The 22,887-nt window shown below is 42.9% G+C and carries 21 protein-coding genes; 9 read left to right on the top strand and 12 right to left on the bottom strand.

What is annotated here, in order from left to right:
* Positions 1-26 precede the first annotated feature (26 nt).
* Positions 27-485 (top strand): methylglyoxal synthase, encoded by a 459-nt coding sequence (locus MD536_RS11680; protein ID WP_239599401.1) that lies wholly within the window; start codon positions 27-29, stop codon positions 483-485.
* A gap of 3 nt (positions 486-488) precedes the next feature.
* Here the strand turns inward: MD536_RS11680 and MD536_RS11675 are convergent, their stop codons facing one another.
* Positions 489-800 carry a DUF3817 domain-containing protein gene (locus MD536_RS11675; protein WP_239599399.1) on the bottom strand — a complete coding sequence of 104 codons (312 nt, stop codon included), beginning with the start codon at positions 798-800 and terminating at the stop codon, positions 489-491.
* Positions 801-953: 153 nt separating this feature from the next.
* On the opposite strand from MD536_RS11675, the gene uvrB reads away from it, so the two are divergent.
* Positions 954-2,993: an excinuclease ABC subunit UvrB gene (gene uvrB / locus MD536_RS11670; RefSeq protein ID WP_239599396.1), complete on the top strand. Its 2,040-nt coding sequence runs from the start codon at positions 954-956 to the stop codon at positions 2,991-2,993.
* Between the two features lie 14 nt (positions 2,994-3,007).
* Positions 3,008-3,751, top strand: coding sequence for a ParA family protein (locus tag MD536_RS11665; RefSeq protein ID WP_239599395.1), 744 nt, complete (start codon positions 3,008-3,010; stop codon positions 3,749-3,751).
* Between the two features lie 55 nt (positions 3,752-3,806).
* Here MD536_RS11665 and MD536_RS11660 read toward each other — a convergent pair whose 3' ends face one another.
* Entirely contained in the window at positions 3,807-4,367 is a 561-nt protein-coding gene (locus tag MD536_RS11660; protein ID WP_239599393.1) for a PepSY-associated TM helix domain-containing protein, read from the bottom strand.
* Between the two features lie 84 nt (positions 4,368-4,451).
* On the opposite strand from MD536_RS11660, the gene MD536_RS11655 reads away from it, so the two are divergent.
* A complete protein-coding gene (locus MD536_RS11655) occupies positions 4,452-4,865 on the top strand; it encodes a DoxX family protein (protein ID WP_239599390.1) in 414 nt (137 codons plus the stop codon).
* On the opposite strand, the gene MD536_RS11650 is transcribed toward MD536_RS11655, so the two are convergent.
* Both MD536_RS11650 and yiaA read right to left on the bottom strand, forming a co-directional pair.
* Positions 4,862-5,383 (bottom strand): M23 family metallopeptidase, encoded by a 522-nt coding sequence (locus MD536_RS11650; protein ID WP_239599388.1) that lies wholly within the window; start codon positions 5,381-5,383, stop codon positions 4,862-4,864. The two genes, MD536_RS11655 and MD536_RS11650, sit on opposite strands and share 4 nt — an antisense overlap.
* Before the next feature lie 4 nt (positions 5,384-5,387).
* Complete coding sequence (gene yiaA, locus MD536_RS11645) at positions 5,388-5,783, bottom strand: inner membrane protein YiaA (RefSeq protein ID WP_239599386.1); 396 nt, start codon at positions 5,781-5,783, stop codon at positions 5,388-5,390.
* Between the two features lie 126 nt (positions 5,784-5,909).
* Here yiaA and MD536_RS11640 point away from each other — a divergent pair, with 126 nt between their 5' ends.
* Together MD536_RS11640 and MD536_RS11635 are read left to right on the top strand one after the other, a co-directional pair.
* Positions 5,910-9,371 (top strand): sensor histidine kinase, encoded by a 3,462-nt coding sequence (locus tag MD536_RS11640; protein ID WP_239599384.1) that lies wholly within the window; start codon positions 5,910-5,912, stop codon positions 9,369-9,371.
* Positions 9,372-9,422: 51 nt separating this feature from the next.
* Entirely contained in the window at positions 9,423-10,064 is a 642-nt protein-coding gene (locus MD536_RS11635; protein ID WP_239599382.1) for a response regulator, read from the top strand.
* Between the two features lies 1 nt (position 10,065).
* On the opposite strand, the gene MD536_RS11630 is transcribed toward MD536_RS11635, so the two are convergent.
* From MD536_RS11630 to MD536_RS11615, 4 genes are all read right to left on the bottom strand, one after another.
* A complete protein-coding gene (locus MD536_RS11630; RefSeq protein ID WP_239599380.1) occupies positions 10,066-10,752 on the bottom strand; it encodes a TIGR02117 family protein in 687 nt (228 codons plus the stop codon).
* A complete protein-coding gene (locus MD536_RS11625; protein ID WP_239599378.1) occupies positions 10,749-11,228 on the bottom strand; it encodes a GyrI-like domain-containing protein in 480 nt (159 codons plus the stop codon). The genes MD536_RS11630 and MD536_RS11625 overlap by 4 nt, the downstream gene beginning before the upstream one ends.
* Positions 11,229-11,230: 2 nt before the next feature.
* On the bottom strand, positions 11,231-12,103 hold the full coding sequence (locus MD536_RS11620; RefSeq protein ID WP_239599376.1) for a TolB family protein: 873 nt from the start codon (positions 12,101-12,103) through the stop codon (positions 11,231-11,233).
* A gap of 435 nt (positions 12,104-12,538) precedes the next feature.
* Positions 12,539-13,108, bottom strand: coding sequence for a helix-turn-helix domain-containing protein (locus MD536_RS11615; RefSeq protein ID WP_239599375.1), 570 nt, complete (start codon positions 13,106-13,108; stop codon positions 12,539-12,541).
* Positions 13,109-13,318: 210 nt separating this feature from the next.
* Here MD536_RS11615 and MD536_RS11610 point away from each other — a divergent pair, with 210 nt between their 5' ends.
* The gene (locus tag MD536_RS11610; RefSeq protein WP_239599371.1) at positions 13,319-13,909 is read left to right on the top strand and encodes a biliverdin-producing heme oxygenase; all 591 of its coding nucleotides are present in this window, start codon (positions 13,319-13,321) and stop codon (positions 13,907-13,909) included.
* A complete protein-coding gene (locus MD536_RS11605) occupies positions 13,881-16,067 on the top strand; it encodes an ATP-binding protein (RefSeq protein WP_239599369.1) in 2,187 nt (728 codons plus the stop codon). Before MD536_RS11610 ends, MD536_RS11605 begins: the two co-directional genes overlap by 29 nt.
* On the opposite strand, the gene MD536_RS22090 is transcribed toward MD536_RS11605, so the two are convergent.
* Positions 16,064-16,945: a winged helix-turn-helix domain-containing protein gene (locus tag MD536_RS22090; protein ID WP_317208122.1), complete on the bottom strand. Its 882-nt coding sequence runs from the start codon at positions 16,943-16,945 to the stop codon at positions 16,064-16,066. The genes MD536_RS11605 and MD536_RS22090 overlap by 4 nt on opposite strands.
* Before the next feature lie 151 nt (positions 16,946-17,096).
* Here MD536_RS22090 and MD536_RS11595 point away from each other — a divergent pair, with 151 nt between their 5' ends.
* Positions 17,097-17,771 (top strand): ligand-binding sensor domain-containing protein, encoded by a 675-nt coding sequence (locus MD536_RS11595; protein ID WP_239599367.1) that lies wholly within the window; start codon positions 17,097-17,099, stop codon positions 17,769-17,771.
* On the opposite strand, the gene MD536_RS11590 is transcribed toward MD536_RS11595, so the two are convergent.
* The 3 genes from MD536_RS11590 to MD536_RS11580 are packed head-to-tail and all read right to left on the bottom strand — an operon-like array spanning position 17,755 to position 22,754.
* Positions 17,755-18,936 carry an AGE family epimerase/isomerase gene (locus tag MD536_RS11590; protein ID WP_239599365.1) on the bottom strand — a complete coding sequence of 394 codons (1,182 nt, stop codon included), beginning with the start codon at positions 18,934-18,936 and terminating at the stop codon, positions 17,755-17,757. The two genes, MD536_RS11595 and MD536_RS11590, sit on opposite strands and share 17 nt — an antisense overlap.
* Complete coding sequence (locus MD536_RS11585) at positions 18,926-20,326, bottom strand: MFS transporter (protein ID WP_239599363.1); 1,401 nt, start codon at positions 20,324-20,326, stop codon at positions 18,926-18,928. The genes MD536_RS11590 and MD536_RS11585 overlap by 11 nt, the downstream gene beginning before the upstream one ends.
* A 37-nt stretch (positions 20,327-20,363) precedes the next feature.
* Positions 20,364-22,754, bottom strand: coding sequence for an FtsX-like permease family protein (locus MD536_RS11580; protein WP_239599361.1), 2,391 nt, complete (start codon positions 22,752-22,754; stop codon positions 20,364-20,366).
* Positions 22,755-22,887: the final 133 nt, after the last annotated feature.

The following is a 22,887-nucleotide window of genomic DNA, read 5'->3' as shown; positions in this document are numbered from 1 at the left end:
CAGGAATATAGCGCAAACAATTCTACATGGTCACCCACCGAAGCTTCCAACCCAGAAAGCGAATTGCTATGGTCGCACACGATAAGAAGAAAAAAGAGATGGTGGACTGGGCGGAGAAAAACAAAGTAATACTTGCCCGCCATGAGTTGCTTGCAACCGGTACCACGGGCAGATTACTGGAAGATCAATTAGACCGGCCGGTAAAAAAATTACTGAGTGGACCATTAGGTGGCGATCAGCAGATCGGGGCGATGATAGCGGATGGTGAAATTGATATTCTCATCTTTTTCTGGGATCCGATGGAGGCTCAACCGCACGATAGTGATGTAAAAGCTTTATTACGGGTGGCTATTGCCTGGAATTGCGTAGTCGCAAATGACCCCGCCACAGCCGACTTTATCATAAGTTCACCACTTATGTCTGACCACTACCAGGCAGTGATTCCCGACTACTCGGGATACCTGAAAAGAAAGATTGAAGATTAAGGCTTACTCCTCCAGTGCCGATTTGCCCTTGCGCAAAAACCAGCGGTCAAACAAAAAAGGTCCGAAGGGAAGCAGGGAAGCCAGGAAAGCCAGAAAGATGCGGCCAAACTTCCATTTCAATGCTTGCCCGGTTTCAATTACCATATAACAATACCATACGAACAGGATTCCATGAACCCAGCCGACATAGGTAACCGCTTTCGGCATATCCATCATATACTTCAGGGGCATTGCCACACCTAATAATACCAGAAATGAAATCCCTTCAGCCGTTCCAATAGCCCGGAACTTTTTTACTACCGCCGGTTCCTGCATGAGTTGTGAATTTGAGACGAAGGTATGGAAGAGGAGACAAAGGAGGAATGGTGTTCTTCCCCCATTCCTCCATCTTCCTTTCCCCCTTTCTTCCCTTCCTCCTTTCTTCCTTTCCTCCATCTTCCATTGTCACGGCTTCCATACCTTTGCTCCATGCCTTTCCTTCTTAAATCTTCCTATCAACCGGCAGGTGATCAGCCCACTGCCATTGCGCAATTAACTGAAGGGTTGAAAGCAGGAGAAAAACACCAGACCTTACTTGGTGTAACCGGTAGTGGTAAAACCTTCACCATCGCCAATGTGATTCAGCAGGTGCAAAAACCGACCCTGGTCCTCACCCACAATAAAACCCTGGTAGCTCAACTCTATGGAGAATTCAAACAATTCTTCCCGGATAATGCAGTTGGCTATTTTGTTTCCTATTACGATTATTACCAGCCGGAAGCGTATATCCCGGTTTCTGATACCTATATCGAAAAAGATCTGGCCATCAATGAAGAGCTGGATAAACTTAGACTCCAGGCAACCTCCCAACTCTTAAGCGGTCGGAGAGATATCATCGTAGTGGCTTCTGTAAGTTGTATTTATGGTATGGGTAACCCTACCGAATTTGAAAATGGCATTGTTCGGATTCACGAAGGTCAGCTGATTTCCCGGCAGGGATTTCTGCATGCGCTGGTGAATTCCCTCTATACCCGCACTCAAACGGATTTCACAAGAGGAACCTTTCGCGTAAAAGGAGATACCGTAGATATCAACCTCCCCTACCTCGATATTGGCTACCGCGTCATTTTCTTTGGTGATGAAATTGAAACCATTGAGAGTTTTGAGATAACAACCGGTAAGCGCATTGGCAAACTGGAAAATGCTGCCATCTTCCCAGCCAATCTCTACCTCGCTCCCAAGGATATGATGCAACAGGTGCTCAATGAAATCCAGGATGAAATGGTGGCCCAGGTGGAGTATTTCAAAACACAGGGACGATTCATTGAAGCCCAACGAATTAGTGAAAGAGTCAACTATGATCTGGAAATGATCCGCGAACTGGGCTATTGTAACGGAGTAGAAAACTATTCGCGCTTTTTTGATCGCCGTCAGCCTGGCACCCGCCCCTTCTGTTTGTTGGATTATTTCCCCAAAGACTTTCTCTGCGTAATTGACGAAAGCCATCAAACCATTCCACAGGTGAGTGGCATGTATGGTGGTGATCGCAGCAGAAAACTGAACCTCGTTGATTTTGGTTTCCGGTTGCCATCAGCACTGGATAACCGTCCGCTTAACTTCCATGAATTCGAAAGCCTGCTCAACCAGGTCATTTATGTTTCGGCTACTCCCGGTGAATATGAACTGGAACAAACAGGCGGTGTAGTAGTAGAACAGGTGGTACGTCCGACCGGACTGCTAGACCCTCCTATTGAAGTGCGCCCCAGTTTCAACCAGATTGATGACCTGCTCCATGAAATTGACCTCCGCGTTAAAAAAGGGGATCGCGTATTGGTTACCACCCTTACCAAACGTATGGCTGAGGAAATGGATAAATACCTGCAGCGCATCAATATCAAATCCAAATACATCCATTCAGAAGTGGATACACTCGACCGGGTGGAGATCCTCCGGCAACTACGCCTGGGTGAAATCGATGTACTGGTTGGCGTAAACCTGCTACGGGAGGGATTGGATCTGCCTGAAGTTTCATTGGTTGCCATCCTGGATGCGGACAAAGAGGGCTTTCTTCGCAATGAACGATCCCTTACCCAAACTGCGGGCAGGGCTGCCCGTAATGTAGATGGGCTCGTTATTTTCTATGGGGATAAGATCACGGAAAGCATGCAGCGTACCATTGATGAAACCACCCGGCGCAGGGAAAAGCAAATTGCTTATAACCTGGAACACGGCATTACTCCCCGAACGGTGAAGAAATCCATAGAACAGGTAATGGCGCAAACTTCAGTGCTGGACATCAAGGGATATGATATCAAGAACCCCTATGCGATGGCACCGGATGGTGAACTGGTAGAAGTGGCGGCGGAAGACCAGGAGCAGTATAAGACCATCCCGCAAATGGAAAAAGCCATCGCCCAGACCAAAAAATCCATGGAAAAAGCAGCAAGGGATCTAGATTTCATGGAAGCAGCCCGACTTCGGGATGAAATGTTCCGCATGCAAAAGGAATTGGAAAGCATGAAGAAATAGGGTATTTTTCCAATATGATTTCCATCGCACTCTACCATTTGAAAGGTGGCGTTGGTAAGACCGCCACCTGTGTTAATCTTTCTTACCTGGCAGCACAGGACGGTTATAAGGTGCTCTTATGGGACCTCGACCCACAGGGCTCAACCTCCTTCTACTACAATGTGCAACCGAAAATTAAAAGCGGCACACAGAAGTTGTTTAATGAGCAACTGGACCTGGATGAACTGGTAATGGCTACCGGTTATGAAAACATTGATATCATTCCCGCTGATCTGACTGCACGAAATCTTGAAATCATCCTGGAAGAATTGCGCAGCTCCAAACGACGCTTCAAATCCATTCTGAGCCAGCTGGAAAAAGAATATGATTTTGTATTTATTGATTGTCCGCCTGGCTTTTCCGTGCTCTCAGAAAATATCTTTTATGCAGCGGATATCATCCTGATGCCAACCATTCCTACCACACTCTCTGTTCGGAGTTACGAGTTGGTGAAAGACTATTTCTCTGAAAAAAACCTGGACGAGTCCAAGTTAATGTGCTGTTTCACGATGGTAGATATCCGGAAAAATATGCACAATGAAATCATGCAGGAACTGATTCGGGATAATAAGTTTTTCCATAATTATATCCCTTATCTCTCGGATGTCGAAAAAATGGGCGTGTACCAGGCACCCTTACACGCTTTCGCGCCTTCTTCGTATGCAGCACAATGTTACAGTGATTTGTGGGAAGAGATAAAGGAGGGGGTAATGGAGTAGGGAACGTGAGACGTGAGAAGGGAGGAATGGAAGATGGAGGAATGGAAGAGAGGCTTTAGTGGCGCATGCGTTTGGGTCCGTACCAGAGCCAGAAACCGGTGATGGTAAAACCTAAGAGGGCCAATCCTGATACGGAGGTAAAAATCAACTTAAAGACATCACCACTATTCAGCAGTTTCATATCTACAATAGATCCATCATGGATTTTTTCAATGAAGTCGGAGCGCCTCTTTTCAATTTTTAGTAACTGTCCGGTTGCACCATCTACTTGCACGCCCCAGAAATGATCGGCAAATAAAAATTTAGCTACACCCTTGTTAGCTCTCAGGTCGATTTTATCCAACTTTACAGACAGGCCGGCATCCACTGAATCCTGCAGGTATCGGCAGGCTTGCTTATATAAACTATCCATTGGCAACCAGTTCGCCAAATCACCCGAACTGCCGGTAGCTGTTTCAGCCTGGATCCATTCACTGTTTTTTTTCCATCCTAACAGCAATCCGGTAATGGAAATTACCAGAAACAGGAGAAATAAGGATGCACCAAGTGCACGATGGACTTTTCTCACAATGCGCAATACCCGCGCCTGCTCTGCTCTCTTTGGGTTTACATTCATACCAACTGGTAAATTGCACCAAAATGAGCAGATAACAATATCTCTAATTTATATTACCAATTAAGTTTATTTATCTTAGTTCCCATGCAACTTAGTTTACTACATCATGCTGCTCGCTGGCTGCTGGGAATCTTCTTGCTATTGGCAGGCATTGGCCACCTAACCTGGGCCAGGACAGAATTCCAGGCACAGGTACCCCGCTGGCTACCCCTGGAAGCTGACCTGGTAGTAGTGTTATCCGGATTTGTGGAAATTGGACTGGGACTTGCATTGTTGTTATTAAAATCACGCAGGCAACAGGTTGGCTGGGCCGCGGCGCTTTTTTTTCTGCTCATCTTTCCCGGAAATATTGCTCAATACATCAACAAAGTAGATGCATTCGGACTGAATTCTGACACCACCCGGCTCATCCGGTTGTTCTTTCAGCCAGTGCTAATTGTATGGGCTCTATGGTGTACAGGCGCATTGGCTGGCAGAAAAAAACAACTGGCTGATTAACCAACAGCTGCATTCAGATACTCGACCGGATTCAAATAGAACATCTTTTTCCACCCCTGTCTTGATTTATCCGCTTTCCAGAAATAAGGAATCCAGGTTTTGATAGAATAATGCAAATGGGCAGGTTTACCCTGCGCATTACCGGTAGTTCCAACAGTTCCGATTTTGCTCTGGTGATTTACATAAGATCCCGTGCTGGTTTCAATAGCGTCGAGATGTGCATAATAATGAAATCTCCACTTGGGACCCAGGATCAAGACCACCTTTCCTCCTTTACTTAATTCGCCGGTATAGACTACAATTCCTGGCGTGGCTGCTCTCACTGTTTTTCCCTTTTTGGCAAAGATATCAACCCCTTTATGGGTGATGGAACTGCCCCAAGGATAAAACCAAAAGGAATTCTGCGCATAACTGTTGCGATCGGCCCCACTAACCGGCATCCGGAAAGACTCCGGAATTAGGAAGCCGGCCAGCAGCAGGCTGCAAACCACCAATAAAACCTTATTCCATTTACGCATATGTTTATTCTTTTCTGCTGTTAAGCAGATCTCTTGTATTTTTTTGAACAGTGATTGCTCCAAATAAACCCAGTAAAAATGCAAAGGCATAAAAGCCTTTTTCACTGGGCAGTAAGCTCGCATTCCACAATCCGATAATCAATAACGCAATGGACAGTAGGGTACCAAACCAGCAGAGTCCGTAGTAAATATCTGTAACCTGTATTCCTTCCAGTTTATCGCGTACTGATTTTTGAAGTGAAACAACGGCAAACAAACCAAACATTAAAACAGTGAAATAATAGCCTTTTTCATTGAGTGGCATATCGGCTCTCCATAAGCCAACCAGGTAACCAACAATACCTGTACCAAGGGCAACCCATGATGCCCCAACAAAAGCATTGGACGGTTTTTGAGTCATATCATTCGGTTTAGGAAGGAAAAACTACTCATTAGAAAAGTTTCGTACACTATTCAGGTTCTTAATGTTTTCTCAAGATTTTACACTGCGCCTGAAAAACAGTACTTTAGAGAAACAAGTTAACCCTTGCAGAAGCTATTATCAGGCTTACTGTTTCTCCTTTTCACCTGTACTTATACTACAGGATGGTCGCAGTTGTACTTAAATGCAAGATTGCTGACAACAGCCAATGGATTAAGTGACAATAGAATTACGGCCATTTATAAAGATGCCAAAGGTTATATCTGGATCGGAACCAAAAATGGGTTGAATAAATACAATGGTCAAAGTTTCACGATTTACAAACCAGCGAAGGAAAATTCAATTTCAAATGAAATAATTAATTGCATAACCGGTGATAAAGAGGGTAATATCTGGGTTGGTACTATGCATGGATTGAATCGGTTGGATGCTGTTACCAATACCTGGACCAATTGGGTGCCTGACAGTGTCGGCAACCATACCAACACACTGCATAATTTTCTTATCTGGGATCTGAAATGGGATGAAACTGGAGTACTCTGGATCGCTTGTGATATAAAGGAATTTACATCCTACAACCCATCTACGCAAAAGTTTCAGTATTATGACTGGCCAGGTTTTGTGAAAACCATTAGTGGTAGCAAAACGAAAGAAGGTTATCATGCCATCCAATCCTTTGTGCAAAAGAACAGTGAGGAATTTTGGCTGGCTTCCAATAAGGGATTGGTTCATCTGAACACGAGAACCCGAAAATTCACTTTTGCCGGTAGCAACTATTACGCTGATGTCATCGATATTCAATATGATGCGGAAAGCCAGCAGGTGTGGGTTTCGTTGGAAGGCGGACAGGTTTTTCGTTATACTGAATCGTCCGGCAGGTATGAAGAATTGATTCCTGAACAAGAACCCTATCCATCCACTTATCTTCCTAATAAACAAGAAAAAGAATCCTGGATTGCATCTGAACAGGGACTCCTGAAAGCTGGTTTCAAAACAAAAAAGCTTAGGCTCAATCGGAATATCCCTTCGCTCAGTTTTTCATTACCTCCGGGAGGTGTGACTACAACCTATATTGATTCCACCGGCATTGGTTGGATTGGTACACCGAATGGGTTGTTTATGCAGGATTTCAAATTTGCAACGGCTGCCTTTCTTCCCTTAATAGCCATTCCTGACAGAGAAGGAACCAATCGAATGGGGGGTGTATTTTTTGATGAAGAATCCGATTCCTATTATGTCTGCAGTTATGATCCTTCCGGACTATTTGTATTATCCAGAAACACAGGAGCTATCCAATTGGTTCGTAAAGACAATAAGGGAGATGAATTATCGCCTTGCTATGGGGTAAAAAGACTAAAAAATCAATTATGGTTAATAACCAGAGATCGATTGTACCAAATCAATAAAAAAGATCATTCCATTCAGCATTTCCCAACTCCACACGATTCAGCATTTCCCATATACCGAGACCTCGAAATAGACAATCAGGGAGTTATTTGGATTACCTCTTTTAACCTGGGCGTATTGCTCTTTGATACACAACGAACTCAATTTTCAAGATTAAATGCTGTTGGTGCAGATCGGCTCAATACAGCGGGTACTTCACTTTCATACGATTCTATCCAGGATAAAATGTGGATAGGAACCTATGGTAATTACCTGATTGAATATTCCTTTAAGAATAAAAGTCTGCAGCCGTATTATGAAAAGAATGGATTGGTCCACTATGCGAATCTTAATCTGGTACATGATTTAGAAATTGATTCACGGGGGCAGCTTTGGGTTGCAACCAATGCAGGAGGCATTTACCGAAACAACCCGGCCTACGGGTTTGAAAAGGCGTTTAGTCCGTTTGATATGCGAAACGGATTAAAGCACAATCAATTTATAGCAATGACCAAAGGAGAAGATTCGATTCTTTGGCTATTGTCCGAAACTGGTCTGTCTTATATCAACATCCATCAACCGGATGAAGAACATCTTGTTCAAAACATCCCGTCGATTTCAACATTCGGTTCTGATCCCAGGTATCCGCATGGAATTTTTTATAGTGATAAAAACAAGGAAATGGGTGTTGCGGTAGCGGGAGGCTTGTTACTGTACCACCCGCAACCAGGAGGTGAAAAAGAAAGTTTTCCCCTGATCGTGCGAAAAGATAAAAGTAAAATACACAGCTTTAGCATTGATGCATTATACTATGGAATGCAACCCCTGCACTTTGAATACCAATTAAAGGGATTCTTGGATAGCTGGACCACAACTACCAGCAAACACATCACGTTTCAAAATCTTTCACATGGGTCTTATAGTTTCAGGATCAGGGCAAAAGACAGTGATGGAAATATTATTACAACCAGTTCCCCCATTGATTTTACGATTGCTGCACCATTCTGGAAACAACCCTGGTTCCTGCTTAGCCTTATAATAGCAGGAATCGGGATGCTTTATTTGATCATTGAACCACTTCGCCAGAAAGTTAAAGACGCCAAAATTCTGAACCAGTTTGCTACCTCGCTTTATGGCAAAACCAGTATTGATGATATCTTCTGGGATGTAGCTTTGAATTGTATCAAACTGCTGGAATTTGAAGACTGTGTAATTTATCAATACGATCCGGAGAGAAAAGTAATGGTCCAAAGGGCTGCAGCCGGCCCTAAAAGTCCATATGTAACTAGAGAAATTATCAACCACCTGGAAATACCGTTGGGAAAAGGTATTGTAGGAACAGTTGCCCAAACCGGCAAAGCAGAACGAATTGGAAATACAACCCGGGATGCTCGTTATGTTATTGATGACAAGCGCCGGAATTCAGAAATTACGATTCCTATTTGGGTAGATGGACAGTTATTTGGAATCATTGACTCCGAGCATTCAAAAAGAAATTTTTTCAAAGCCAGGCATAGTCGCCTCTTGAAAAATATTGCCCAGATCTGCGCAGAAAGAATCTCGAAGTATATAACGGAAGAGCGGCTCAGAAGTAAAATTTCCAGGGACCTGCATGATGAAATGGGATCTACGCTTACAAGTATCAACATCCTGAGTAAAGTTGCTATGTCAAGGGATGAGGAAAGAACTGAAGTTGTAGAATATCTGCAAAAGATCAAAGATTATTCCGGGAACATGATGGAAAGCATGAGTGATATTATCTGGGCTATTAATCCGGCTAATGATAGTATGGAAAAAGTGTTGATTAAAATGAAGGAATTTGCTGCGGAAATGCTCGAACCTGTTGGTATCAACTATTATTTTGATACGCGGGATTTTTCCTGGCAAGCTGCACTTAATCTGGAAGAAAGAAAAGACCTGTATCTTGTATTTAAAGAAGCCATCAACAATATTGTAAAGTACAGTAAGGCATCAGAAGTGAACATAGTGCTCAGGTTCGATAAAGAAGAGCTAAGCCTTACCATTACAGATAACGGACAGGGGTTTGATCCTGGGCATATAGGTTCTGGAAACGGCATCAACAACATGAAAACCAGGGCTAACGCCATGGGAGCGGAATTTCGGTTGGAATCCATAGCAGGTACAGGAACAAGTATATTTCTGAAAAAAGCAATCACCTGATCAGGGTATTTTAGGCTGGTTGGAAAAACTTAGATTGCAGATATCCATAGTATGAAAAAATCCATTCAGATACTTATTTATGAGGATAATGTGCTTTTGAGAGAGAGCCTTACCAACCTGCTGGCCTTAACCGGTGAATACGAAGTGTTGGCCAGTTTTCCCGATTGCTCTGATGTATTGAACCAGGTTCAGCAGCTTGATCCGGATGTGATTCTGATGGACATTGATTTACCCGGCATTAATGGGATTGAGGCGGTGAAGTTAATTCGGGGATTCAATCCGCAGGTTCAAATTATCATGTTAACAGTATTTGATGACAATTCTCATGTGTTTGATGCCATGTATGCAGGCGCCAACGGATACTTATTGAAAAAATACATTTCCGACAAACTGCTGCACGCCATACAGGAAGTGTTACAGGGAGGCGCGCCCATGAGTCCATCAATAGCAAGAATGATCATTACCAGCTTGCAGCAGCCGGTGGTAGCAGCAAATGATTATTCATTGACCAACCGGGAAAAGGAAATTCTTCAGTTATTATCTTCCGGAAACAGTTTTAAAATGATTGCAGCTGAACTATCCATTAGTTTGGATACTGTTCGCACCCATATCAAGCATATCTATGACAAATTACACGTGCGTTCACAGATCGAAGCCGTTAGTAAAGCTATACAGGAAAAACTGGTGAAATAAGCTACTCGTATTTTGAAAATATCCCGGTATCAAAGGCAGTCCATAAACAGGCTTTTTGCCCTGCTGCTTTCAGCACGTTATTCGCCCAGGTATTGCAGGTAGTAAACAGACTATAACTACCCACCGCTTCATAAAATGCATCTGAATTCCCATATACAGCATTGGTCTCGATGTGTTTGGGTGAACCGGAAGCATCTCTGTCAAAACTTGCCAGAATATGATTGACCAGGCGATCATATTGTTTTCTGCCGATGTGGATTTCACGACATTGTTCAGAAATATTCAGCTTCTTGTAATAGGTAGCATGAATGGCGGAGCTACTGAGACCGAATGCAGCTTTAAATGCAACAGAGGCCTTTAATTCTGCCCAGGTAGGGGTCTGAAGATAGAAGCCTTTATCACCCCAGCCCATAGCCAGCCAGCCGGCGGTTGAATCTTTTCCTAGGGTATGCTGGTATTTAACCAGGCTGGTCCAATTGAACTGGTCATTAATAGCCGGCACTACGATATCAGTGTGTACTCCATTGGAAAGAATGTAAATCTTGACCTCCCGGCCCTGATCCGCTTCTCTGTCAATTTGAATAGAGGAAAGTATATAGGCTATTCCGAGGTACAGGCCAATAAAGCAGACCAGGAACAGAACCAGTTTGCCAATCAGTTTACTTACCCAAAGCAATTTTGCTTTCATACTTCTTTTATCGGGATCCAGACTTCTTCTTCAGAGTCGGGATCATTGTTTTTGTAACGATCACCCAGGATTTCAAAATGGGGTCGATTGTCTAATTGGTAACCGGATAGAGGTAACCATTCCGTAAAAATGTACTGCAAGGTTTTGGGGAAACTATTCGTATCTCCCTTGTGAATAAACACGGCATAGGTTCCTGCAGGAAGTAAAAATGGCTCTATGCCTGCCGGGAGGTCATCATAAGAGTTTACTTCTGTTAATGCCCACTTGGTGAAGATTGCCGTAGGATCAAATTTGCTGAAATAGTTTTCCGGATAGACCTGTAGAGAATAAAGCAAGTTTCCAATACGCTCCCGGATTTGATTTCTCAATGGCATAAATCCTGCCCATAAACTACCGGTTTGGTTGTTGGCAAGTGACATGCTCAGTTGTTTACCAGCAAGTTTCCGGAGCTCAATGGTTTCAATTCGTGAAAACATGGTTATTCTCTGTATTTTTCGATATCCAGGTCAATATAATAGAGATTTTCCAACATGCGGTCAGCCAGTTTTTCTTGCCTTGAGAAGTACAGTCTTTTTTCCTGCGTATGATAAAAAGGACAAAATTCTGCAAGTACGGAGTTGATGGGTTTACCAAGATTTTTTCCTTTTGTCCATTTTCCATTTTTTCGAAAGCTAATGTATAAATCCACTTCCCCAAACCCAGTGGAGTCAGTAGAAAAATAGAGGAGGTAATCTTCCGCTGGAGAAATAAATGGATTTGATTCTCTATCGGTTGTATTCACAGGTGCGCCAAGGTTAACAGGAAGAAGATAGGCGCCATTGCTATATTCAGCTACATAAATATCTGATTTACCAATTTTATTTTCATTTTCCTTCATGAAATAGATATTCCCATTATTGGCAATTGAAGCATAGGATTCAGAAGCATCACTATTTATTCTATTACCTAAATGGAAGGGCTCACTCCAACCTTCTTTTTCTCGTCTGACGGCCCAGATATCAAACCCCTCTCGTTCCGGCTTTCCAGGTACTGGACGAGTGGATTGAAATAATACCAGTTTGCCATCCGGACTAAACATAGGATCGATATCTTTCCAATTTGCAGTTGTTGTCGAAAAAGAGGCCGTTACCGGAGCAGTCCATTTTCCGTTGCGACGGCTTGATTCCATTATTATCAGGGTATCTCTTCGCCCATTGGATTGAACCCAAAGAGCAGTTTGCGAATCGGGTGAAATAGTTAATCCAAAAACACCGCCCTTGCTAATTAGTGCTGGTTCAAACAGATAAGGTTGGGCTTTTGTAATGATTACAGAAAACAGGGATAATCCAAAAAGAAATATGGACCGAATCATATTCGCAATTTTAGAATAAAAGGTATCCAAATAGGCGGATCAACCCAGTACCGTTTATCCAATTATTCCGGAAGTAGCAACCCCCAAAAAGCCATTTCGCTAACGCCTTGTTGTTTCAGAGGACGGACTAGCTTGATTTTCTGAATCCTCAAATTCTCCTGAATTTTTTAATTATAGCCATTCCGGTTAGTACCTCTAAAACGGGTTTTCGTACCAGATTGAGGGGGATTAGTGTATAAAACTTTTTCCAGGACAGGCACCGCAGTAAATTGGTCCTGCAGTTTGGTTTAATGAATTTTTTTGTCGGTTGTTACAGATTCCAAGTCCTATATAACGATTGTTGACAGGATTCTCACACATGATGTTATAGATGAAAACCATGGGGCAGGTCTTACGATGGGGTGAAGGCCTGCTTTCATTTTACCCCTATCATGGTTAGCCTACCTTCCCTAATTGCTGAATTGTTTTCCTGGATGCTACTCCATTTTTCTTAAACTCAGAAGGTCTGATTCCTGTTACTTTTTTGAATTGATTTGATAAATGGGAAACTTGTTTATAGTCCAGTTGCTCAGCAACCTGTTTTAAACTCAGGCCCTCAATAGTCAGCAGTTCCTTGGCTTTTTCAATTTTTAGTGCGATCGCATATTGTTCAATCGTTGTACCAGTTAAGCCTGAGAAATAAGTTGCCAACTGAGCATATTCCATCTCCAACTCTTCTGCGAGGTATGCAGAAAGATTTTGTTTGATGTTTTTCTTATTTATAACATAATCAGCGATGGCAGCTTTAATCTTATCAATCAGTACCTGCTCTGCTGAATCAACCAGTTCAAGGCCACCACGTTCAATTGCCTGCGCAAAACTTTCCTTTTTTTCATCTGATATCAAACCCCTGATTTCAACTTCACCCAGATCAATTCGCTTATGCTGAATGCCCAGTTTTTCAAGCTCCTGTTGTACCAAAATCATACAACTTTCGCAGGCCATATTTCGGATATATAAAATCATACATTGCTTTTATACCCTTATTTGCAACTTAAATACCAGTTATTGTTATTCAGAAAATTGTAACATTTCAATAAAAAATTGTGTAATTTTTTCAACAATTTCTCTCATCCCTTGCTACTGAGTCATATAGAGCGCCCCAATTCTGTTTAACATTTTACAACAAGTCTGTAAAATTGAATTAAACGTAATTTTAACGCTGATCTATCCTTCATGCTACATCCTCATTTACGCTCCCATACAGACACTGCTCACCGGCAACTTGAAAAACAATTTATTTCAATGTTGCAATCGGTGAATAGTCCGGAAGACTATGAGGGATTCTTGAAAATTATCGCCGCCTTCCTTTTACCATTGGAAGAGGTTCTTCACCAGTTTCCACTAAAAATGCTGGTTCCGGATATAGAAACGCGAAAGAGATCAAATGATTTGCTGGAAGATATCCGGCACTATGACAAAAACTGGGAACTGAAACAAACTGCTTCGCTTCCTTCAATTTTCACCATATATCATGCAATTGGAGCACTCTATGTGCTGGAAGGATCTACACTTGGCGGGCCTATAATCGCAAAGATGATCCGAAAGCAAACAGGCCTTGATACCACGCTGCAGTACTTCGAAAACTACCAGGAAAAAAGAAAAACCATGTGGGATAATTTTCGCATGGCACTTGACCAATCTGCTTTACAACCTCATACAGAAACCATAACCGCCTCCGCGATTGGTTGTTTTACAGCTTATCAAAAGTGGTTGGAAATAAACAACAAACCTTCCTATGCAAAAAATTCCAACTCATCCATGTGATCGCGAACTGATTCAGTTCCAGGGTAAAATTCAACCGCATGGTGCTACCCTGGTTATAGATAAAAATTCATTGGAAGTAAAACAGGCAAGTTCAACTATCAACCAGTTCCTGCCACTTACTGCCGGACAGGTTCTGGGCAAGTCCGTCCAGGAGCTGCTGGAATATATATCATTCAATTGTTCGTTTGAGCATGGGAGTTACCAGCAGATAAAAAGCCTGGCTGGTGATTGTTACCTCATCTCCCACCAGAGCGCTGATTGTATTTTACTGGAATTTGAACCGGTACTGAATTATGCCTATTCATCTGAAATGATTATGGCCGATATGCTTGATTCTATGAGCAGCTCCGCTACAGTGATTCAGGCACTGGAGGCTGCGGCACAAAAAGTAAAAATGATCAGCGGCTTCCATCGTGTCATGGTATATATGTTTCATGAAGACGGTCATGGAGAGGTTGTTGCGGAAGTCGCGGACAAAGGCCTGGATCCCTATCTAGGTCTTCATTATCCGGCATCTGATATTCCAAAGCAGGCGCGCGAACTATATAAGAAAAACCTGGTTCGACTTATTGCAGATGTGAACGCAACGGATAGCCTGCTCGAAAAAAGTGAAGCAGATGAAACTTCTTCATCTGTCGACCTTTCTGATTCGGTGCTTCGTTCTGTATCACCCACCCATATTCAATACCTGAAGAATATGGGAGTGGCAGCCAGCTTCAGTATTTCTATTGTGTCGCAGGGGGAGCTATGGGGGCTGATTGCCTGCCATCATTATACACCCAGGCATATAGATTACCGGCAACGCCTGCATGCAAAAATGGTGGGACAAATGTTATCTTCTATTGTACGATACCAGGTGGAGGAAGAAAAACAACAGTTACATCATTACTGGAGAGAGAATACAGCAGGACTGGTTAGACAGATGCGTCAATTCGAATCAATTGCCGAAGGCGTATCTACTGGAAGTCTTGACCTCCTATCCATCAATGGAGCAAAGGGGGCCGCACTTATTTATGATGGACAAATCACACTGGTTGGTCAAACACCTGGAAAGGAGTTTCTCATGGAGTTATCTGAATTCCTTCAAACAGCCCCAACCAACCAGGTATTTCAAACCAATCATCTTTCTTCCATTTATCCAGCTGCCGGCTCAGCAGCTTTAACGGCTAGCGGAATGTTATGCGCACCTTTGTCTACAGATCTGAAGGATTGTATACTCTGGTTCAAACCCGAACTGGAGCAGGAAATCAAATGGGCAGGAAATCCTGAGAAGGCGGTCGTTCTCAATCCTGATGGTAAAACAAGAATTGAACCACGTAGTTCCTTTGCCATATTCATTCAGTCGCTCAAGGGAAGATCAGAGAAATGGACAACTGCTGAATTATCCAACGCTTATAAATTACGGGAAGAGATACTGCTGCTCATCCAGGAAAAAACCAATCAGTTGAAACGGCTGAATGATGAATTGAAAAAAGCCTACGAAGAGCTAGACAGTTTCAGTTATACGATATCCCACGATCTGAAAACACCTCTTGCCACCATCTATAATTTTGCTGAATTGTTGCTGGAGGAGGATCCAAACCTGGATAACAGGTTGCTAACTGAAAAGATTAAACGAAATGCGGAGCGCATGCAGTTAATGATAAAGGAGGTATTTCGTTATACCAAGCTGGGACGGGAGCAAATCAGCCTGCAGCCTATTGACATGAAAACTTTGTTGAACCAGATCAGGGAAGACCTCCTGGATGCCTACAAAGATGCACAGCCGGAGTTCCAGATTGGAGATACACCTGAAATTTATGGGGATAGCACTATGATAAGCCAGGTGTTCAGCAATCTGTTAGGAAATGCAATAAAGTATTCATCCAAAACAAATAAGCCAATGATTCAGGTTACTGGATCTGCTGAACAGGATGCGATTCTTTATACAGTGGCAGATAATGGAATCGGGATGGATCCCCGACATACCGGAAATTTATTCAACTTGTTTTACAGGCTGCCAGGAGCTAAGAATTATGAAGGAACAGGACTCGGATTGGCAATCGTAAAACGTATCATTGAAAAGCACCAGGGGCAGTTATGGTTTGAAACAGAACAAAATAAAGGCACCCGTTTTTACATACGATTGAAAAAAGTGGAACAGTTGGAATTGGTTTAAGAACGTACTTCCAATTTGTAGCCTTTGCCATGTACATTTATTAGGTGGACTGCAGGGTCCAATTCCAATTTCTTTCGAAGTTTTGAGATATACATGTCAAGACTCCGGCCAACAATAACGCCTTCATCTTCCCAAACCTCCTTCTGGAGTCTTTTGCGGTCTACGAGTTCGTTAAGGGAGGTTGCGAAAATCTGAAGCAGTTTTGTTTCTTTACCTGTCAGAGAAAGAATGGTTTCACCAAAATGAAGTTCCTGCGCTTCACTATGGAACTGATAATGACCGATGGACAGACTTCCAGGCAGGATTTCCTCCTGCAAAGCCTGACCCTTGTCTTTTTTGGGCATCCATCGGGCTCTTATCAAATACAGTCCGGCCCCTATTCCAAAAGCAAGAACTATCCCGGCTATCCAGAAAGCCGTTCCTGAATTGTTGGTAGGTTCCCATCGAATCAGCACCGAATATTTTGCTATAGGTTGTTCGCGCCCAAGGCAGGGTATAATATTCTCCTGCTCGGAACCAATCATTGCATAACCAAATACAATTTTATTAGCAGGTTGCTCCAGTACATTTACCATGTATCGGTTGGATAAACCATATTGCTGAATTACCTGGTTGATGGTATTCACCAGTGAATCGGGGTGAAAAGAAATGGCTGTTTCCAGGGGAAGCAGGTATTCAGTTTCGGAAATTTTCTTGATTTCGGGCACGCGGGAACTGCTATCCCCTGCGGCCTGCAGCAATTTGTGTGAAACCTTCCGTAAAATGATCACTTCCCGGGCTTTCTTATATTCAGCATCAGTGGAGTCGCGGTGCATAAATGCTGCCAGTACCAATACCGGCAAAAGCAACACAACCACCCAATACAGCTTCCATTTCATATGCCAAATATATGTTTTACAAGATGCTGTAAAATTTCAATGGGTAGTTTTTACAGCTTGTTTACAATCAATTTACAGTTGTTTTACCCAATTTGACAAAATCACCAGCTAGATTGGTCCTATATCAATTTTTCACACTAAACAATTTCCCATGAACTCGATTTTTATTTCCCTGCTCTGGTTGTTTCTGATCAATGACCAGCAGGAATTGCCTCCACCGGCAGATCCATCACCTACCAGCATCGGCGTCTGGACAGGTCCTGATTTTATGAAGAAGGAACATAAGGTGGGTCCCGAGGAATTTCAGATCAGCCAATCTGTTCAGTACGTATTGCAGGACAAAACCGGGACAGTCTGGATCGCAACCGGAGAAGACGGGGTTTGCGTTTTTGATGGAACTGATTTTAGGTATTTTACAACAAATGAGGGACTAGCGGGCAATGCGGTTCGCACCATATTGCAGGATAGCAAGGGGAATGTATGGATGGCAACCAATGGCGGCATTTCCCGAAAAAATAAGCAGGGCTGGACATCCTATACTACTGCTAACGGATTACCTGATAATGAGATACTTACTCTTTATCTTGATAAAAAAGGGGTCCTCTGGGCCGGCACACGCAAAGGCCTGGCAAAGTTTGAAAATGATGCTTTTAGCACCCTTCCGATGTACCGCTCCCCCAGGCAAGGAAACGACAAGCCAGTAAGTACTCCTGTCCAATTTATCTATGAAGACAATTCCGGTCAACTCTGGTTTGGAACAACTGGTTATGGTTTATTTAAGTTTGACGGTAAAACGCTGGAGAACGTAATTAAACCTGGTTGCTAATTTCAAAACGGCGAATGAGTTCTATACATGCCCGGCTGTTATGGTAGGGACATTTCCAGAATCCTGCTTTATCCTTCTGCAAGACCCTGCCATCAGCATCAATTCCCCAGAACCATTCGCCGTTTTCTTTATCCACCAGTTTTTGCTGTATAAATTGCCACGAGTTTAAGGACCGCCCTAGCCATATTGGATCCTGGGTGAATTGCCATCCGGTATAAAAACCAACCATTGCTTCTGCCTGTGGCCACCAGTGTTTTTCAGTACCCTCCCAAAGAGCACCATCGCTATCCAATCCTGTAACAGCAGACTGCAGCAGACCTAAAGAGGATGTTTTAATTTGTTTTATTAATATCGGATTATCCAGCAGTAAGGCAGCTTCCCACAACAACCAGGCAGCTTCAACATCATGACCCGGGGAAACTGAAGCAGATACAACTTTCCAATCGCTGTCAAAAAACAGGTGTAGATTACCGTTGGCTGAATCAATTATTTTGTTTTGAAACAGTTGAAGGAGATGTTCTATTTGCGATTTTAACTGCGCATCTGGCCAGATTTTAAACAAACAGGAATAGGCTTCCAGCAAATGGAGATGTGTATTCATTGATTTTGGCGCATTGAGATCTGACTCACTCAAACGCATATCCGAAATGGGTTCCCAGTTTTCTGATAAGGCTTCAATATAACCACCGAATTTATTGTCAGAAAAGTAGTTTTCAATAGTATGAAAAAGCGAGATCGCTTTCTCCTGTGCCTGCTTTGCCTGTGTGACAGCAGCATATTCTGCAAGTCCGAATAATGCAAATGCGAGTCCGTATAGCTGTTTTTTGGTAACAAGTGGATTTCCCTGGTGATTCACGATCCAGAAATATCCGCCATGCTGTTTGTCTTCAAAAGTATGTATGAGATATTCATACGCCTTGTCTGCAATCTGTTTATCCTCCTTTGCTTTATTCAATCCATAGGTTGCTGAAAATGCCCACAAAACCCTGGCCTGCTGAACAAGTCCCCTTTCCGCTTCCGGAAATACCTGGTTGCTATTGGAAACACGACCAAAACAGGCTCCGGTGTGTTTATCGATAACCAGGTCCTTCCAGAAAAGAAGAATTCGGTTCAATTCAATTTGAAGACTGTTTTTCCAATCGTGAATAGTGCTATCAAATGGCATTTTCTGATATACGCTGTTCTTTTAAAATAGTTCCAATTCGTTGCAATTCTGCTTCTGTAAGGGGATAAAAATAAATCATAATCAATGCGATTACAGATCCGATTGCGGGCAGCCAGCTGAGCATTAAACGTATGCCGGTTTGGGCCAATTCCGCCTGCACCTGGTTGGCCTGAAATCCAAAAGCAGCCAGCAACCAGGCTGTAAGAGCTGAACCCAGTGTCCAGCCCATCTTTTGTGACATGGAAGAAGATGAAAATATCAGACCGGTGGCTCTCCTGCCGGTTTTCCACTCTGAATAATCTGCAATATCTGCATACATAGACCATAGCAAAGGAAAAACCGTACCGGCGCAGCAGCTAATCATAAATTGTAATAAAAAGATCAGTACCAAATCATACTGCCCCATCCAGAAAAACAGTATGCTTAGTATGGATGCAATCCCCATTGCAACACTGAAGCATCTTTTTTTACCATATTTGTTTGCAAGAGGGAATGCAAGCACTACCCCGATCAGATTGGCAATCTGTCCGATAACGAGGTAAAGGGTTGAAAAGTTGATGGCAATCGGGCCCAGTTGAACTGCTTCTTTTTCGTGAATATAGTAGCGGAAATAGTACATCGCTGCACCATCTCGGATCGAATTGAAAATCAGGACAGCTATCCCGGCAACAACCAGAATGGTCCAGGGTTTGTTGCTGAGCAGGTCCCGAAGATCTGTTTTAAGTGCTGTCGATTTTTGCCGGATCGGTTGAACTCTTTCTTTTACCCAGGCAAAACAGAATAAGAACAGTATTACACAGAGTATCGCAATCACACCCACGGCCCATTGCCAGGCGGTTGCATTTTGAGGCATTGAAAGCTGCGTACTTCCTCCTCTATAAGAAATTAATGGTTCTATCAGAGCAAGTGCAACAAAGCTACCGGCAAAAGCAAACCCCATTCTGAAGGAAGCCAGGATATTTCTTTCCTTCGGATCTTCAGAGATAACACCCAGTAAGGCTGCGTAAGGAACATTGATAAAGGAGTAGACCAGCATCATCAGGGAATAGGTTCCATACACATAGATCAGCAGTTGTTGCTGTGATCCAAAATTGGGCACCGTGAAGGTGACGATTCCCATGATCCCAAACGGTACAGCAAGGTATAAGAGGTAGGGGCGAAATTTTCCAAACCGGGATTGTGTTCGGTCTGCAATCATACCTATGACCGGATCCAGCAGGGTGTCCCAAATCCGTGTTATCAGTAATAGGGTGCCCACTGCTGCTGCGGGCAAACCCATTACATCGGTATAAAAAAACAGGAGATAGATTCCAAATAGTTTCCAGAACATGGAGGAAGCCATATCGCCGAATCCATAGCCGATCCTTTCTTTCAGGCTGATCTGTCCCATATCAGCCTAAGATACTGAAGCCGTAATTCAACTCAAATTATTCCGAACGCAAACTTTTTACCGGGTTCAAAACAGCCGCCCTGATGGTTTGAACACTGATGGCAATCAATGCCAGGAGGCATAATCCCACTACCGGCCAAATAAATACGGTTAGATCCAGGCTAGTCCTGTAGCTAAAATCTTCCAGCCATTTGTTGGTTGCAAACCATCCGATTGGCAGTGCTATTAAGGATGCCACGAGTACCAGTCGTAGGAAATAAGTTGCCAGCATCCAGACAATTCCCGGTACTGATGCTCCCAATACTTTTCGCACTCCTATTTCCTTGGTTCGTTGTTGTACAGAGAATGCAGATAAACCCAACAGGCCCACACAAGCCAGCAATATTGCTACCCCTGTAAAGAGTCCAATGACTTTTACGGTTTGTTGTTCTGCTTGATACATTCTGTTATAATCCTCATCCATAAAGCTGTAACTGAACGGACGATGTTTCACCAGCTCTTTCCAGGTTTTCTCCATGAAAGCAATTGTTTCAGGTAATTGTTTCCCGGATACTTTCACCAGCAGGTTATTTCCATAATTAGAAGGAAAAAGCACCAGGCCCTGAATAGGAGAATGCATGGAACTGAAATGAAAATCTTTTACTACTCCTTTTACTATACCTGGTCTGGATTCATCGAGGAACATCTTTTTACCAATGGCTTCCTGTGGGTTCCATCCTAACTGCTTTACTGCAGATTCATTCAGGATAAAATGATAATAATTTTTTTCATTCTCTTGATGAGAAGCATCCAGTACATCCTGGCGATTGATGTCTTCTCCGGCGATTAATTGAATTTCATTTGTTCGCAGATATTCCTCATCAATTGGATTGGCATATACATTGAGTGAGCTGTTTTCAGGCATGACAGAACTACGCATACCATAACCACCTACGATCGAAATGGGTGCATTATAGCTTAAGGATGTGTTTTTTATTTGGGGATTTGCTTTGAGCTGATTTTTCAGCAGATCCATCTTCTCACTCACCTTGTAATCCGACTTTACAACCACCACATGATCCCGATTGAATCCAAGTGATTTTTCCTGGATGTATTTTACCTGTTTGTACATCGCAAAACTTCCAATTAAAAGGAAAGCTGAGATAGTGAACTGAAAAACAGTTAATGATTGTCTGACCCAATTTCCGTTGTCGCTGTTTCTGAAATTTCCTTTGAGCACTTTGATGGGTTGAAAACCTGATAATACCAGGGCCGGATAGGAACCTGCCAAAACAGCGATGAAAATTACCATACACAGAGCAGAAAAAAGTAAAACCGGGTGTGTCAGATCTGCCAGAACAAGTGAACGATCCACCAGCTCATTAAAAAGCGGTAAAAGCAGCGCTGTTACAGCAAAACTGATGAAAAGGGCAAGTACTGAAATCACCAGTGATTCACCAATAAACTGACTAAAAACCTGCTGCCGTGTTGCCCCGGTTACTTTTCGGATACCGACTTCACGTGCTCTTTCCAGGGATCTTGCTGTGCTCATGTTGATATAGGTAAAACAGGCAATCAGCAAAATCAGAATAGCCATCCCGCTTGCAATATAGATATAACGGATATCCGTGTTCGCTACATACGCATTGTAAGGAGAATGCAGATGAATGTCAAACAATGGTTCCAGGTAATAGGTTAGCCAAATCGAGGGATCATTCATTTCTTTCTCCATGAAGGGCCTGATTTTAGCCTGCAGATTGGGAAGGGAAGTATTTTCCTTTAACAATAAGTAAGTCTGGTAATTCGCGTTCCAGTAGGTTTCCTCCTGCGCAGGTCCGAGAGAAGAAAAAGAACCTATCATTGAAAACCGGATCTGGGAGTTGGAGGGACAGTCCTCTGTTATTCCTGTTATTAGAAAAGGGGTTTGTTGAGCACCTACCAAAATCGTTTGCCCCACTGCATTTTGATGAGGAAAGTATTTTTTTGCAGCAGATTCAGTCATCACCAGTTGATTAGGCGCTCCCAATACTTTATCGGGTGAACCAGCCTCTAGCCTGAAGGAAGGAAACACATGAAAAAAGGTAGAGTCGGCAAAAAGGAATTCGGGGTCTTCAAATAACTGATCCCCAATTTTAAGTAAACCACTACCTGTTGTAATTCGTACACCTTCTTCTATTTCGGGAAAATTTCTCCTAAATGAAGGCATTACCTTGGTACTGGTATAGTTCCCGGCAACTTTTTCCGAATTCCCAAAACTATATTCCATAATAACCCGCACAATTCGGTTTCCTTTTTCCTGGAACCGGTCGAAGCTCAGTTCATGCCGGATATACATGAACATCAGCAAACAGCAGGTGAACGCAACCGTTAGTCCGGTTAGATTGATAAATGAAAATCCTTTGTGCTTTAAAAGATTTCGCACGGCAATCCGCCAGTAATTTCTGAGCATACCTCTGAGTTGTTCAAATATGCTACCAAGGGGCATGCCAATCAATTATTTGTTTGATATTCAATTAATTATTTACTATCCAGAGGCTTTGATTGTCCGATTTCGAACACCTAATGTCCGGTTTCGCCTGTTT

The sequence above is a fragment of the Flavihumibacter cheonanensis genome (assembly GCF_022352215.1).
In the GTDB taxonomy this organism is placed as follows: domain Bacteria; phylum Bacteroidota; class Bacteroidia; order Chitinophagales; family Chitinophagaceae; genus Flavihumibacter; species Flavihumibacter cheonanensis.
This window is presented reverse-complemented; position numbering and strand designations above follow the sequence as displayed.

Coding starts and splice junctions, on each gene's coding strand:
- MD536_RS11610 (WP_239599371.1), top strand. CDS start 13,319: ATGCTACATCCTCATTTACGCTCCCATACAGACACTGCTCACCGGCAA.
- MD536_RS22090 (WP_317208122.1), bottom strand. CDS start 16,945: ATGAAATGGAAGCTGTATTGGGTGGTTGTGTTGCTTTTGCCGGTATTG.
- MD536_RS11650 (WP_239599388.1), bottom strand. CDS start 5,383: ATGCGTAAATGGAATAAGGTTTTATTGGTGGTTTGCAGCCTGCTGCTG.
- MD536_RS11605 (WP_239599369.1), top strand. CDS start 13,881: ATGCAAAAAATTCCAACTCATCCATGTGATCGCGAACTGATTCAGTTC.
- MD536_RS11665 (WP_239599395.1), top strand. CDS start 3,008: ATGATTTCCATCGCACTCTACCATTTGAAAGGTGGCGTTGGTAAGACC.
- MD536_RS11580 (WP_239599361.1), bottom strand. CDS start 22,754: ATGCTCAGAAATTACTGGCGGATTGCCGTGCGAAATCTTTTAAAGCAC.
- yiaA (WP_239599386.1), bottom strand. CDS start 5,783: ATGACTCAAAAACCGTCCAATGCTTTTGTTGGGGCATCATGGGTTGCC.
- MD536_RS11590 (WP_239599365.1), bottom strand. CDS start 18,936: ATGCCATTTGATAGCACTATTCACGATTGGAAAAACAGTCTTCAAATT.
- MD536_RS11660 (WP_239599393.1), bottom strand. CDS start 4,367: ATGAATGTAAACCCAAAGAGAGCAGAGCAGGCGCGGGTATTGCGCATT.
- MD536_RS11655 (WP_239599390.1), top strand. CDS start 4,452: ATGCAACTTAGTTTACTACATCATGCTGCTCGCTGGCTGCTGGGAATC.
- MD536_RS11675 (WP_239599399.1), bottom strand. CDS start 800: ATGCAGGAACCGGCGGTAGTAAAAAAGTTCCGGGCTATTGGAACGGCT.
- MD536_RS11630 (WP_239599380.1), bottom strand. CDS start 10,752: ATGAAAGCAAAATTGCTTTGGGTAAGTAAACTGATTGGCAAACTGGTT.
- MD536_RS11635 (WP_239599382.1), top strand. CDS start 9,423: ATGAAAAAATCCATTCAGATACTTATTTATGAGGATAATGTGCTTTTG.
- MD536_RS11595 (WP_239599367.1), top strand. CDS start 17,097: ATGAACTCGATTTTTATTTCCCTGCTCTGGTTGTTTCTGATCAATGAC.
- MD536_RS11615 (WP_239599375.1), bottom strand. CDS start 13,108: ATGATTTTATATATCCGAAATATGGCCTGCGAAAGTTGTATGATTTTG.
- MD536_RS11585 (WP_239599363.1), bottom strand. CDS start 20,326: ATGGGACAGATCAGCCTGAAAGAAAGGATCGGCTATGGATTCGGCGAT.
- uvrB (WP_239599396.1), top strand. CDS start 954: ATGCCTTTCCTTCTTAAATCTTCCTATCAACCGGCAGGTGATCAGCCC.
- MD536_RS11620 (WP_239599376.1), bottom strand. CDS start 12,103: ATGATTCGGTCCATATTTCTTTTTGGATTATCCCTGTTTTCTGTAATC.
- MD536_RS11625 (WP_239599378.1), bottom strand. CDS start 11,228: ATGTTTTCACGAATTGAAACCATTGAGCTCCGGAAACTTGCTGGTAAA.
- MD536_RS11680 (WP_239599401.1), top strand. CDS start 27: ATGGTCACCCACCGAAGCTTCCAACCCAGAAAGCGAATTGCTATGGTC.